Below are 13073 nucleotides of genomic sequence, written 5' to 3'. Positions count from 1 at the left end.
GCCGGAAACGAATGGGGGAGTCGTCAGGTACTGCCCGCCGCTCCGCCTCCTCCACCTGCACCTCCACCGGACGCAACGGATCCGCTACTGCTGGAGACGAACACACCGGAGAACGCAGACCAGGGGAGGACCACCGGGACACCCGCCGCATAGTCGGCATCCGCGGGTGAGGTGAAGGCTCGTAGCGGCGTGTCACTCCCGGGGTCGGTGGCGGCCTCTAGTCGTTTCCGAAAGAACGGGGCCAAGCCGAACGCAACGATGTCCGGCAGAGCTACGTTCAGATCGACCGACTCGTCGTTGTCCTTGGCGGCCTGCTTCAGTCCGTCGCGGTACGCCTCCCAGGGGCGAGAGGCGTCCAGGCCCGCGACCGAGAAGCGTGAGTAGGCGATCGCCGTCCACAGTCCGGCAACGAAGAGAAGGCCCGACAACACCACCGCGAGCCACATCGTCGGTGCACCCGACGTCGCCACGGCAATTCCTCCGATCGCGAGAGCGCCGCCGAGTACGCCCAAACCGGCCAACGCTGTCCGGCGTCGACCTGAGCCGTCGGCAACGAATCCGCTGTCCCGCAGTGTTTTCTCCACGAGTTCTTTGGTTGCACCGGGGCCTCGAGCGATCTGCTTCAACTCGTCGCCGAGTACGACATCGTTCTCGGCTCGTTCGGCGAGCATCGACCAGACCGCCTGTTGAACCTCGCCGCGGGCACGGGTTCGGTCGACAAGCCTGATTTTGACTGTCCCTTTGTCGACCTTTCCCGGCTTGTCCTGCTCGAAGGTGAGCGCACCGGCGGTGGCAAGCGCCAGTACGGTCCCCGGTACGCCGCTGGGCTGCGCGCTGCGGTGCACCAGGGCGGTCGCGTACGCTGCATCGGTGGCCTGGTCCGGTCGAACGGTCGTCGGATATTGTTGGGAGACAGTCGGTTTAGCTCGGCCCCGAAACACCGTTCCCACCAGAAGCAGCCCGAGAAGCGCGATCACCGAACCGGCCCACGGCAGCCAGGTCGAGCCTGGACCGTCGGCGAATCTGTCCAAGGCAGTCACCGGCGGACCGTTGCGAATGTCGGACGCCAGGCGATCTATGCCCGCGGTCAGGCTTCCTGCGACGTCACCATCTCGCAGCGGCGGAATCAGTGCGTCCTCGATGATGGCCTCTTGTTCGTCCCGCGGAACGTTACCGTCGTCGTACGTGGAGCCGACGAAGATGCCCGCGCGAGCCTCGTCGACCTTTCCCGGCTCCCGGTTGATCAGTATTGCGCCTGCAGTGTCCTGGTCGACGCCCGTCAGGGACACCCATCTCTGCTGCAGGTCTTCTACTTGATCCAACGTGTCATCGGGGTCCGCGTCGAGCTCACGCACGTACGCGATCACGTCCGCACCGGTGTCGGACTTCAAGTTCTCCAACTGACGTTGGATGTCCGCGGTCTGCGCCGGATTCAGGGAAAAACCCGTTCGGTCGTAGACACGCTGGCCCGAGGTCAAACCCTCGAAGCCGGCGTCTCCGCCGGACGGATCGTCGGAGCAGCCGACGAGGCCGAACGATGCAATGAGGGCCATCAGTACGGCGGCAGCAACTCGGCAGTGGATGTTCCGACGACGGGATGTCTCGAGAAAGGCGTCCATCGAACGAACTCTAACCAGAGTTCGTATACGGTAGCCAGCACATTCGGCCGACGCGGCAGTGGATATCCAGACTGGTCTTCCTCACCGTTGTTTCGTCACAGTGACGAAACAACGGTGAGGAAAGAGCAGAGAGGGAGAGGGTGCCGTCCGGTCCGCAGTGCGCCGATCCCATGACAGCGGGCAGTCAGCGGGCCGGCTGCGATAGCTGTCGACCGGAAGCTTGTCACATTTCCCGCAGGCATTTCGATACCACCGGGACGCGTCGCGTCGACGCAGACTTCGGACAACGAAGAGCTTCAGCCGAATCGACTGCGTCGAGCAAAGTTGTTGGGCTGCAGCGAACTACAGTCGATCCCAGCGAACTGCAGGTCGACAGTTTGCCGATAATCAACATTATGTCAGGTAATGTTCTGAACGTTCGATCGACCTTGGTAATCGGTTGTCACTGCGGCGGCTCCATGAATTCGATCGTCTCTCCGTGTGGACCCACCGCATACATCACGCGGGTGCCCACCTTTGCCCCGCCGGCAATAGGTTGAGGAGTTCCCTGCGCCGTCCACCCGAAGTCCGTGATTCGCGTCAGGACTGCGTCGATGTTGTCGACCTCGAAGGCAAGATGCGCGAAACCAGGATCGTGTGGTCGAGAGGATCCCTGCTCTCCCTGGACGTTGCGATATTCCAGCAGTTCGATCGTCTGACCCGCAACGGATACCACCGCCATCCGGACTGTGGCCCCGTGCGCTCCGGTGACCTCTCCCAGAAATTCTCCACCCATCTCGCCGGTGCGTTCGAGGACCGCGCCGAGACCATCGATCCAGAACCGAAGGGCGTCATCGAGGGAACCGACGGCGAAGCCGACGTGGTCGGAGCGAAGGATTCTGAACGACATGCCAGGAGCCTACGCCTGGCATGTTTCACGAATTGCGCTTCTGTTCGGCTCTCATCAGTCCGCCTCCGACGATCAACCGCTGGATCTCACCGGTCCCCTCGTGCAGCCGCAGCAGAATCAGCGAGCTCCACCAACTCGGTTACTCCGGAAAATCCGCGCTCCGAGAAAGCCTTTCGTTCGACCGGATGTCGCCCAAGTTTTGTTCCAGCGCACCGATCACGGCGTCGTACCCGGTGTTGCCCAGGATCAGTCGGCGTGGCGGCGGGTCCTGAGCCATCGCTTCGATCACCGCACGGGCACCACGATACGGATCGCCCGGCTGCACCCCGTTCATGTCGACGAAATCGACACGAACCTGTTCCAGCATGTCGTGGTAATCCGGAATCGCTTCCGCGACAGGCTCGTCGGCGAATCCAGCGTAGGCGTTGGTGCGGAAAGCCCCTGGTTCGACCGCCAACACGGAGATTCCGTGCTCGGCAACCTCCTGGCGCAGAGCGTCGGTGACGGCTTCGATCGCGTATTTCGTAGCGCTGTAGTAGCCGAATCCGACCGCCGCCAGAAGTCCGGCCACTGAGGATACGTTGACGATCCACCCACTTCTGCGGGTGCGCATTCCTGGTAGCACGGCTCGCGTAACGGACAGTACTGCAAAGAAATTCAGCTCGAACATTGCCCGGATCGAGGCTTCGTCCATTCCCTCGATCGATCCGTACCAGCCGCGACCGGCGTTGTTGACCAGCACGTCGATACCGCCGAAATGCTCTTCGGCCGTTCGTACCGCCTGCAGTACCTGTGCCGCATCCGTGACATCCATGGGCACGACGAGAACGCGGTCACCGTACCGATCGGCCCACGACGCCAGTTCCCCTGGACGCCGCGCCGTGAGTACCACGCGGTCCCCCGCGCCCAAAGCCACCTCGGCGTACGCCATGCCGAAGCCGCCTGGTGTGCCACCGGTGATGAACCATCGCTTGCTCATGGCTCGATCACCAACCGGTTGATCAGCGCGCCGTCCAGAGTGAAACGGTAGTGCAGGTCGACGACTCCCCCGGGAAAATTGCCTTCCAGGTGCTGCGTGACGTCGGCGGTCGTGCCGGTCGCGGTCGCTCCCGTGAACTCCGATGTGTAGGTGTACTCACTCTCATTGACCGAGGCGGTCAGCCAGGCCTCGATCTCGTCGCGGCCAGAGTGATCATGACCCTCGTCGGTCACGACGGCATCTGCGGTGAACACGGTGATCGCGCGAGCGCCCTGTCGGGCGTCGAGGGCGGTCATGAACTTCTTCACATTGTCCGGGAGTGCATCCCATTCTGTGGTCATGACACCACGGTGATGCCTCCCCCAGGGGGAAGGTCAATACCGGATCGGCACACCGCGTCGATAACGTCCGCCAAGTCCGCTTGCTCTCCAGAGAGGTACGGCTTACTGCGTACTCGCGACGTCCATCTGCGTTCGCGGTGGTCTCTGCTTCGTAAGTGTTGCGGTAGGTGCGCAGCCACCCGGTGTGCGAGCGCAGTGGGTTTGCCGGGATCAGCGATCAATAACACCGAAGCCGGTTCGCCTGCGGAACCCGCTCGATCCACCTGGTTGTGGTCGATCCCCGACACCGCTCTATTCTAACCAGTCAGGTCCGATCCGGGAACCCTCTGGCTCGTGAATTCCTGAGGCTCGGCGAATTCGGCATCGGTTCACCAAACCGATGTCCGCACAGAGGTTTTCGCTGCTCGCTCGGTCGCCGGCTCACACGCGGATTGTCACGATGTCTCCACTCCGGACCATCTCATGATTCGCAGGGCGCGCAGGGTATTCCACCTATTCGGACGCCCATCGCCATTCTCGATCGGAAAGTGGACCGCACCGGCGTGAGTTCTGTCCAGCAGCCCAAGTGCCGTCGTCACACTGTCTCGACCGGATGTGTTCGATTGCCGCCGTCAATCTCGGGTCAACGAAAGATCCAGCGGTTCGGAAGTAGTCGACTCCACGAAGCAGGTCGTAATGCCACCAGGTCGGAAAGGAGAAAAGCAACCAGTTCGGTTCGACGAGCTCCCCCGTGCTCACCCTCCTGGCCAGCCGGCGTTCCAGAAGGTACTCCTCGCCTCGGTGGCGTGCGGCACTCGACGCGGGAGTGCCGCCCGTGGCTCGTTCGTGCTCGAGCAACCCTTCGAGCACACAGATCGTCGAGTGAAAAGACCCGCGAGTCGATCCGTACTCCGCCTCGCAGTTCCAGCCACCGTCGGCGAGCTGATCTTTCACCAATCTGGTGACGATCGCGTCGACGTCGACTCCGAAATATGCACCCACGGCGACAGTCCTCCCGTTGATGCAGGGCTCGACTTCACCGTCGAAGAACTGTTGGCCTGCGTGTTCCCACCGGCAATTCCGGCGCACCGCCTCGATGGCGGTCCGTACTTCACCGGCGTACGGGTCGACACCCATCTCGCGCATCAACGTCAACGAATGAAGCGTCGAAGTCCATGGCTACCCTTCTGAGAAATTGCCGTCGAAACCCGATGGGAAGCAAGCACCTCCGGCCCACAGGCCGTTCGGGTCGCGCGCGGCAAGCAAACGCGCGCCCCAGCCTTCGTACACAATTCGATTGCGCTCACTCGCCACATCAGCAGGGGGCGCGTCGTGCAGATCGCGCAGTACCTGCCATCGAATCGCTGGATCCGAATCGAGCAGCCACTCGTCCATGACCATGAAGGCGAGCCTAGCAATGAAACCGACCTTTTCGGCGCTGTGTGCGGACGGGTCATCGGGCATTCTCTACGTTCCGAATTTCTGCAAAATTGCCGAGACAATTGGTGAAGACATCCGACTCGCTTGCACGTGATTATCGGGGAGGGTCCGAGTCGGAAAATGTATTGCTGGCCCAGTTGTTTTTCGGCCCCATCGAAGCTCGCGTTCTCCGTGGCGGAGAAGTCTCTGACCGCAACCATTGTCGACTGTCCGAAGGCGGCGTGCTTCTGACAATTGGGTTACTGCCCGCTCGTGTTCGAACCCATCGAACTCGGTGGCCGAATAACATTGGCCCGAGCCGCTCGAACACCGAGCGACGCAGATCGGAGGGCCGATGTTCGATGCTGCCGACGATGTGATGTCGCTTCGGCAATTTCTGGAGCGATCGCCGGACTTCGTCGCACTCGCCGACCTGACGGGCACAGTTCTCCACATCAACCCAGCAGGCTTGGAACTCATCGGCGTGTCCGACTGGGCCGAGGCATCGACACTGCCGGCTTTGGATTTTCTCCCTGCGGACGGCCGTGAGCGCGCCGAGGAGATCGGTACGGCGCTGCGTTCCGAGGGAAAATGGGACGGCTACTGCGAACTACGCCATCACGGGACCGGTGCAGGTATTCCGGTCGTGGTCTCGGCATACGTCGTTCACACCCCGGACGGCCGACCTGACGTCGTCGCCTCGATCATCCGGCATCGGCACACCGTCGAACAACGTAGTGCCCGGATGGCGGCCGATGCCGTAACCGCCAGCCGACACGCACAGGAGCAAAAAGCCCTGGCCGACCTCAGTCGGTTCGCAGTCGTCGCCGAGCTGTCGGAGCTGTTGACTGCAGCCACCGACACTGCCGCCACGTTGATGGGTGTGGGAAATGCCGCCATCGCGCACCTCGAGAATTCCACCGATCCTTACTTGACCATGGATGCCGCGAGCGGTTCGCTCGGTATTCGTCGGGACGTTCCTTCCGGCGACGGCTCCATGACCGGGTACGCACTCGCTCACGAACAGCCAGTGATTTGCAGCAACCGCGGCGACGAAAGCCGGTTTCGTACAGACACGATGGCGGAGCTCGGACTGCGCAGCGGTGTGGCAATACCGATCATGACTGCGGTTGGAGACGCCTGGGGAGTCCTCTCGATCCACAGTGTGGAAGCACGGCTGTATCGCGAACAGGAAGTCTCGTTCCTCAGCTCCGTCGCGGGTATCGTCTCCGCGGCACTTCGACGAATGGAACTGGAAAGCCAACTCCGACGGCGCAGCACCCACGACGCACTCACCGGGTTGCCCAATCGCACTTTCGCCTACGACGTCCTCGACACCGCTCTGGCTCGGGCACGCTTTCAGTCCGATACTTTGGCCCTCCTTCTGCTGGATATCGACGACTTCAAAATCATCAACGACAGCCTGGGCCACGACGCCGGAGACAGGGCGCTGGTGAAATTCGTGGAGCGACTGGTGTCCGCAACGAGCGCGACCGACACCATTGCTCGTCTCGGCGGGGACGAATTCCTGATCATCTGCGAAGGGGTGCGCACTGTGGAACGAGCGGAGGAGATCGCGCGACACATCGCCCGCACCATCGCGAAACCATTCGCTGCCGAGGACGTCCCCATCCCCCTCAGTGCCAGCATCGGTGTCGCTGTCTCCGACTCGAATTCGACAAGGCATGAGCTGATTCACCGGGCAGATCTGGCAATGTACCGCGCCAAGGACAGCGGAACCGGTGGCCATGCAGTTTTCGACCCGGGAGACCTGTACGACGCCGACCGGATCAGATCGCTGTCGGTCGACCTGCGCGCGGCATTGAGCTCGAACGAACTCACCATGGCATACCAACCTCTGGTGGACATCTCGACGCGTGAGGTCGTTGCAGTCGAGGCGCTCGCCCGCTGGAATCATCATGATCTAGGGCCTGTCGAGCCGACCGAATTCGTCGCAGTCGCCGAAAGAACAGGTCTCGCAACACCATTGGGCGCATGGGCGCTCCGCGTCGCGTGCAGCGACGCAGTGCGGTGGCGCGCATTCTCCGACGTCGTGGTGCGCGTCAATGTCAGTGCGCTCCAACTGCGAGACCACGAGTTTCCGGCGCAGGTCGCCACTGTCCTGGCTGACACCGGCCTACCACCGAACGCATTGGGTCTGGAAGTGACCGAAACAGTGTGGGTCGCAGACACCGAACGAGTGGCGAATACCGTTGCGGCGCTGCACGCAATGGGCGTGTCCTTGCTTCTCGACGATATGGGCAAAGGGCACAGTTCCATGTCGTATCTGGACCGGTACCCGATGTTCGAGAGCTTCAAGATCGACAAGTCATACGTGGCCCGGTTGCCCGCCGTCCGCGCCAGGGCAATAATCTCGGCGATCGTTGCACTCGCCCGCGCGTTCGACGTCACAGTCGTCGGCGAAGGCGTCGAAACCGAAGAACAACTCGAAGCACTCGCCGCAACAGGATGCGACATAGCTCAGGGATTCCTGCTCGGACGTCCGATGAGCGCCGCAGCAATCACCGATCTGCTGCTCTCTTCTGAGTGAACCCCCGTCACTTCGCTTCGTGATAGCGTGCCGAATCAGAGCTACTCGCATAGCCACCCCAGCTGCAGAAGGCACCCGCGCCGCCTCCGACAGCGCTTCAGGGGCAAGGTCCGCCCGGATCTGCGATGAAGAACGTTCAGTTACGTCACGCCGTGTTCATGATTTCCGACCGGTGCAACGGCGCGCGGGGCTGGTGCACAATGCGATTGGAACTCTCATGACCAGGAACCACGTCGAAAAGCACGCAGCTCGGGCTTACGCCGCGGCTCACGGAGTCACGTATCGGCAGGGCCTTGCGGCGGTGCGCGCGAACTGCACCATCGTGCTGCCCTACGCGCAGCGACTGTTGATCGAAGCGATCGAGGGCTGCGGAATCCGCCACTGGTCCAACGTCCACGATTGGGACGGCTGCGGCCGAGCGAGCATCACCGACCTCGGTGGTGAGCGATTCGTGCTCACGCCCGATGTTGTCGTACCGGTCATTCGTGAACACCTCGACGCGCACCCCAATCTCGAACCCCTGCACATCGACAGCTACTTCGCCGACGAAGCAGTACAACGAACCCTGTTCGGCGGCGTCATCTACCGACTCGAGCTCCACCGCGGTGGTGGGCTGACCGTCTGATCGTTTGTTACGCGTCGTGCACGCCGCTCCGTGAGTACGAGAAGTAGGCCGGGAATTCCGGCGACGGTCCATGGCGCTACCGCCCCGACAGTCGGAACCACCTGAAGCACTCCCAGTCCGCAGAAGTCCGATGAGTGTCCGCACACGATCGCGTCGTAGGGCGTTGCCACGAAGGAAATGGTCAGCGCCGTGGTGAGGAACGCCAGGACCCCGGTCGAGATGGCCGCCGCGAGCGCCTTCCGGGACGCACACAATCCGGTCCAACCCCACGCGAGAAGCGCTGCGCAACATGTCAGGCCGATCAGAGCGACAGCAGCGCCGACCTCACCGCCGTGACCGTCGACCCGTACGCCGGTCACAAAACCGAGCTGAACGGCTCCGCCGGCCAATACGCCCGTGCCGATCAAGGGAAGTAATCCACGCAGAACACGCAACGGGCGTCTGCGGCGTGATGCGGAGAAGAAGATTCGCTCTCTTTCCACTTTCAATGTATAGCGCACCCGGGGTCTTGCGGCAAGACCCCGTCGAGGGTTCAGAATGGCTCGCTGCACACCCGCACCATCGGATCGGAGTCCCGTGAAATCAGTGCCGCCCCATGTCTTCGACCTCCCCGACAGGCTCGCACCGAAGCGCCAATCCACGCTCATCGGTCATGACCGACAGCACTTTTCGGCGATCACCGCCAGCATCGAGAAGTCACGTTCCGACACGATCGCTCGATTGAACGCCATCCAGAAGTCATCCGGGCGGATGGGACAGGAGGTGATGGAACGTGATTTCGAGATTCACCGATTGAACGGGCGGCTGCGCCAACTGCGTCGTTACGGTGCCGATCTGTGTCTGGGGAGGTTCGTCCCCATCGACTCGGACCAACCGGTGTACGTGGGGCGTACCGGCTTGCTCGGGGATGCGGGCGAGCAACTGCTCGTCGACTGGCGCTCCCCCGCTGCCGAGCCGTTCTTCGGTGCAACCCATGCCAACCCGATGGGGCTGAAAAGCCGTCGCCGCTATCGGTGGACGAACGGCAGCATCACCGACTACTGGGACGAGGTGTTCGATCCCACGTCTCTGGACGACAACGCCGCGCTGGACGATCAGTCCGCATTCATCGCCAGTCTGGGTGCCGAGCGCTCACCTCGGATGCGTGACGTACTGGGCACGATCCAGGCGGATCAGGATGCGATCATTCGAGCCGACGCGCACGGGGCACTGGTGGTCGACGGCGGACCGGGAACCGGGAAAACTGTTGTTGCCCTTCACCGCACCGCGTACCTGCTGTACGCAGACTCACGAATAGGACACAACCGCGGCGGAGTACTGTTCATCGGTCCGCATCAGCCCTACCTCGCGTACGTCTCGGGCGTACTCCCCAGTCTCGGCGAGGAGGGAGTACAAACATGCACCCTGCGAGACCTCGTCGCAGAGGGAAAACATGCGCTCGACGACACCGATCCTGTTGCGGCGCGGCTCAAGGAAGACCTCGACGTCGACGCGGTCATCGAGGCGGCTGTTGCCTTCTACGAACAACCACCGAACCACGACGTCACAGTCGAAACAGACTGGGGCACTTTTATATTGCCGCCGAACGACTGGGTGGAGGCATTCGGTGCGCCAGATCCCGGTACGCCGCACAACGAGGCTCGCGACCAGATCTGGGATCTACTGACGACCATCGTGGCCGATCGCTGTGCCGCAACAGGATCGCACGAAGAGTTCCGGCAGTCGCTGCAGCTGAACGAGGATCTGCGTGACGTCCTGGAACGCTCGTGGACGATCGTCGATGCCGCAGACCTCGTGGCGGACCTGTGGAGCGTTCCGGCATACCTGCGCACATGCGCACCATGGCTCGACGCGGACGACATTCGAGCACTTCGACGCGCTGATGCGACACGCTGGACTGGGGCCGACCTACCGCTGCTCGACGCGGCACGGGCGCGACTCGGCGATCCGAAACATGCTCTACGACAACGACGCCGATCACTGGCTGCTGCGACCGAACGCTCGCGAATGGACAGTGTCGTCGACGAGTTGATGGCGGTCGACGACGACGAGATGATGGCCGCGCAATTCCGTCAGGAGATAATTCGGGATGCACTCGTCGATTCGTCCGGCTTCGAGGACCATCCGACGGATCCGCTGGCGGGTCCCTTCGCGCACATCGTGATCGACGAGGCTCAGGAGTTGACCGATGCGCAGTGGCAGATGGTGATTCGGCGATGCCCTGCTGGGAGTTTCACCATCGTCGGAGACCGAGCGCAGTCTCGTCGGGGCTTTACCGAGACGTGGCCGGATCGGCTCGAACGAGTAGGTATCGACGAGGTGACCGTCGCCGCTCTCGGCGTGAATTACCGGACGCCGCAGGAAGTAATGGACGTGGCCGAGCCGGTGATCCGGGCGGCGCTGCCCGACGCCAACGTTCCCACGTCGATACGCAGTACCGGCGTGCCGGTCGAATACGGTAACGTCGCATCGCTTTCGACGGTTCTCGCCGATTGGCTCGGTTCGACGACCGGCGGAACCGCATGCGTGATCGGTGATCCTACTTTTCCGCAGTCCGATCGAATCAGCTCGCTGACACCGCAGCTCGCCAAAGGTCTGGAATTCGATCTGGTCGTTCTGATCGACCCGGATTTGTTCGGCTCCGGCGTCGCAGGTGCTGTCGACACGTATGTGGCGATGACACGAGCCACAGGTCTACTCGTCATCTTGACCTCGTCGCAGCGCGAGCGAATCGAGTAGATCCAGCACGGCGTGGATCGCCGGACTCGCATCGGCGCTGCGCCTCCACGCGGCATGCACTTCTCGCTTGGGGGCGCGCGCCAGCGGGACCGCCACGAGCGCCGGGCCGAGAGGCGGTCTTGCGAGACGGGGAATCAGTGCCAGCACATCGTCTGCCTCCACCAGGGAAAGCTGAGTGGAGAAGTCGTCGACGAGGTGCCGAACGTCGATCTCGCTCGACGTGTCCGCGAACAGTCGACGAAACCACTGGTGGCACAACGTGCCCGCCGGGCTCGTCACCCACGGGTACGTCGCGAGGCCTGCCGGTGTCAGGGGCGACTTCCCTGCGGCGAGGGGGTGGGTTCGATTCATGACGACATCGCCGTGGTCGGTGTGAATGGATCGCCGAACGATCGAGCGAGGAGCCACTGCGGGAACTCCGTCGGCGTCGTGCACCAGCGCCAGGTCTGCTGCTCCCGAATGCACACTGTGCAGCGCCCGATCCGGGTCCTCCTCCCCGATCTGCACGGTGAGGTCGGGATGGCGAGCGCTCAGGGTCGCGAGTGCAGGTGCGAGCAGACCGCGGATCGCAGTGGAGAATCCAACCACTCGCACCACCCCGCGCGCGGCACCTTCGTCTGCCGATCTCGCCGACTCCAGACACCGCTCGAGAGCCTGGAACACCTCGTCCGCGGATTCGACCACTGCCCGTCCGGCCGGCGTGAGGACAACACCTCTGCCCGCCTGCGCAAGTACCGGCGTTCCGACCTGGCGTTCGAGCCGTTTGATCTGCTGGGAGACGGCCGACGCGGTGTAGCCGAGCTCGTCGGCCGCTTTCGTCAGCGTGCCCAGGGCGGCAACTGCACGCAGCGCGTGGAGTGCATTGACATCGATCATGAAGCAACGGTACGCAATACTGCCGAAATTACATTGCTGGACCGAGACGATCATGGGGGCTCACACTCGGACAATGAACATGTCCACTTCTTCGGCCACGTCGACGTTCGGCACCAACCTGGTTGCCATGTGCACACCGATGAACGCCGATGGGCAGGTGAGCCGCACCGGCACCGACGCCTTGCTGGCCCACTTGCTCGCGACCGGTTGCGACGGCGTCGTTGTCGCCGGCACCACCGGGGAGGCACCGACTCTCACGCCGCGTGAGCAGGCCGATCTGATCACGGCGACGCGCGAATTCTCGGGCCACGCCCTGCGCGTGATCGCGGGTGTCGGCACCAACGACACCTCCGCCGGGATCGAGTCGGCGCGACGTGCCGCCGATGCAGGGGCCGACGCGTTGCTCGTCACCGCCCCCTACTATTCGCGCCCCACGCAGGCCGGCGTCGCCGATCACATCGTCGCCATCGCCGATGCCGGAGCCCTTCCGGTCATGGTGTACGACGTGCCGGCTCGGACCGGTGTGCCGATCGACGCGTCGACCCTGGTCGACCTCTCGCTGCATACCTCGATCACGGCGGTCAAGGACGCGAAAGGCGACCTGTACGAGGCGATGAACGTCATGGCTGAAACCGACCTGGCCTATTACTGCGGTATCGACGAATTGACCCTGCCCTATCTGTGCTGCGGTGCAACGGGTTCGGTGAGTGTGGTCGGCAATGTCGTCGCCGACCGCTACGCCGACCTCTTCGACGCGGTCCGTGCCGGAGATCTGACTCGCGCGAACGCGGTACAGCGATCGCTGCTACCTCTCGTCGAGGCCGTCATGCGCACCACCCAGGGAGCGATCATGGCCAAGGCGGCCTTGGTCGCCATCGGTGTGCTGGTCGACGCCACGGTGCGGCGACCGTTGCTCGAATCGTCCGCCGCAGATCTGCAGCGTCTGACCCACGCGTTGGCGGTGACAGGAATCGATCAGGAATCGAGAAGCATGCGCGTTCCGATACGACTACCGTGATCGCACACATACCTCGGTGCAATCGACCTTCTCGGTTT

The 13073-nt window shown here is 62.9% G+C and carries 12 protein-coding genes and 1 pseudogene; 4 read left to right on the top strand and 9 right to left on the bottom strand.

Features of this window, described 5'->3' with window-relative positions; genetic code table 11:
• Positions 1-23: 23 nt before the first annotated feature.
• The 7 genes and pseudogenes from CH268_RS16650 to CH268_RS28095 all read right to left on the bottom strand — a co-directional run bounded on the left by CH268_RS16650 (position 24) and on the right by CH268_RS28095 (position 5271).
• On the bottom strand, positions 24-1619 hold the full coding sequence (locus tag CH268_RS16650) for a DUF2207 family protein (RefSeq protein WP_094665154.1): 1596 nt from the start codon (positions 1617-1619) through the stop codon (positions 24-26).
• Positions 1620-2061: 442 nt separating this feature from the next.
• Complete coding sequence (locus CH268_RS16645; RefSeq protein WP_094665152.1) at positions 2062-2508, bottom strand: VOC family protein; 447 nt, start codon at positions 2506-2508, stop codon at positions 2062-2064.
• Positions 2509-2647: 139 nt separating this feature from the next.
• Positions 2648-3487, bottom strand: a complete 840-nt coding sequence (locus CH268_RS16640; protein ID WP_094665150.1) for an SDR family NAD(P)-dependent oxidoreductase — start codon at positions 3485-3487, stop codon at positions 2648-2650.
• A complete protein-coding gene (locus tag CH268_RS16635) occupies positions 3484-3828 on the bottom strand; it encodes a nuclear transport factor 2 family protein (RefSeq protein ID WP_032387419.1) in 345 nt (114 codons plus the stop codon). Before CH268_RS16635 ends, CH268_RS16640 begins: the two co-directional genes overlap by 4 nt.
• Positions 3829-3878: 50 nt before the next feature.
• Positions 3879-4115, bottom strand: a pseudogene (locus tag CH268_RS28280) (hypothetical protein); the annotation flags it as partial.
• A 205-nt stretch (positions 4116-4320) separates the two neighbouring features.
• Positions 4321-4962 carry a hypothetical protein gene (locus CH268_RS16630; RefSeq protein WP_217900921.1) on the bottom strand — a complete coding sequence of 214 codons (642 nt, stop codon included), beginning with the start codon at positions 4960-4962 and terminating at the stop codon, positions 4321-4323.
• Positions 4963-4986: 24 nt separating this feature from the next.
• Entirely contained in the window at positions 4987-5271 is a 285-nt protein-coding gene (locus tag CH268_RS28095; RefSeq protein ID WP_217900920.1) for a hypothetical protein, read from the bottom strand.
• A gap of 310 nt (positions 5272-5581) precedes the next feature.
• Between CH268_RS28095 and CH268_RS16625 the strand changes: the two genes are divergently transcribed.
• Entirely contained in the window at positions 5582-7777 is a 2196-nt protein-coding gene (locus CH268_RS16625; RefSeq protein ID WP_094665148.1) for a sensor domain-containing protein, read from the top strand.
• 217 nt (positions 7778-7994) lie between these two features.
• On the top strand, positions 7995-8402 hold the full coding sequence (locus CH268_RS16620) for a hypothetical protein (protein WP_048320399.1): 408 nt from the start codon (positions 7995-7997) through the stop codon (positions 8400-8402).
• Here CH268_RS16620 and CH268_RS16615 read toward each other — a convergent pair.
• The gene (locus tag CH268_RS16615; RefSeq protein WP_141215159.1) at positions 8360-8884 is read right to left on the bottom strand and encodes a hypothetical protein; all 525 of its coding nucleotides are present in this window, start codon (positions 8882-8884) and stop codon (positions 8360-8362) included. The genes CH268_RS16620 and CH268_RS16615 overlap by 43 nt on opposite strands.
• 94 nt (positions 8885-8978) lie before the next feature.
• On the opposite strand from CH268_RS16615, the gene helR reads away from it, so the two are divergent.
• Positions 8979-11141: an RNA polymerase recycling motor ATPase HelR gene (gene helR / locus CH268_RS16610; protein ID WP_094665144.1), complete on the top strand. Its 2163-nt coding sequence runs from the start codon at positions 8979-8981 to the stop codon at positions 11139-11141.
• Here helR and CH268_RS16605 read toward each other — a convergent pair.
• Positions 11097-12017 carry a LysR family transcriptional regulator gene (locus CH268_RS16605; protein WP_094665350.1) on the bottom strand — a complete coding sequence of 307 codons (921 nt, stop codon included), beginning with the start codon at positions 12015-12017 and terminating at the stop codon, positions 11097-11099. The two genes, helR and CH268_RS16605, sit on opposite strands and share 45 nt — an antisense overlap.
• A gap of 79 nt (positions 12018-12096) precedes the next feature.
• On the opposite strand from CH268_RS16605, the gene dapA reads away from it, so the two are divergent.
• Positions 12097-13035, top strand: coding sequence for a 4-hydroxy-tetrahydrodipicolinate synthase (gene dapA, locus CH268_RS16600; protein ID WP_255182419.1), 939 nt, complete (start codon positions 12097-12099; stop codon positions 13033-13035).
• Positions 13036-13073: the final 38 nt, after the last annotated feature.

Source organism: Rhodococcus sp. 06-1460-1B, from assembly GCF_002258475.1.
In the GTDB taxonomy this organism is placed as follows: domain Bacteria; phylum Actinomycetota; class Actinomycetes; order Mycobacteriales; family Mycobacteriaceae; genus Rhodococcoides; species Rhodococcoides fascians.
This window is presented reverse-complemented; position numbering and strand designations above follow the sequence as displayed.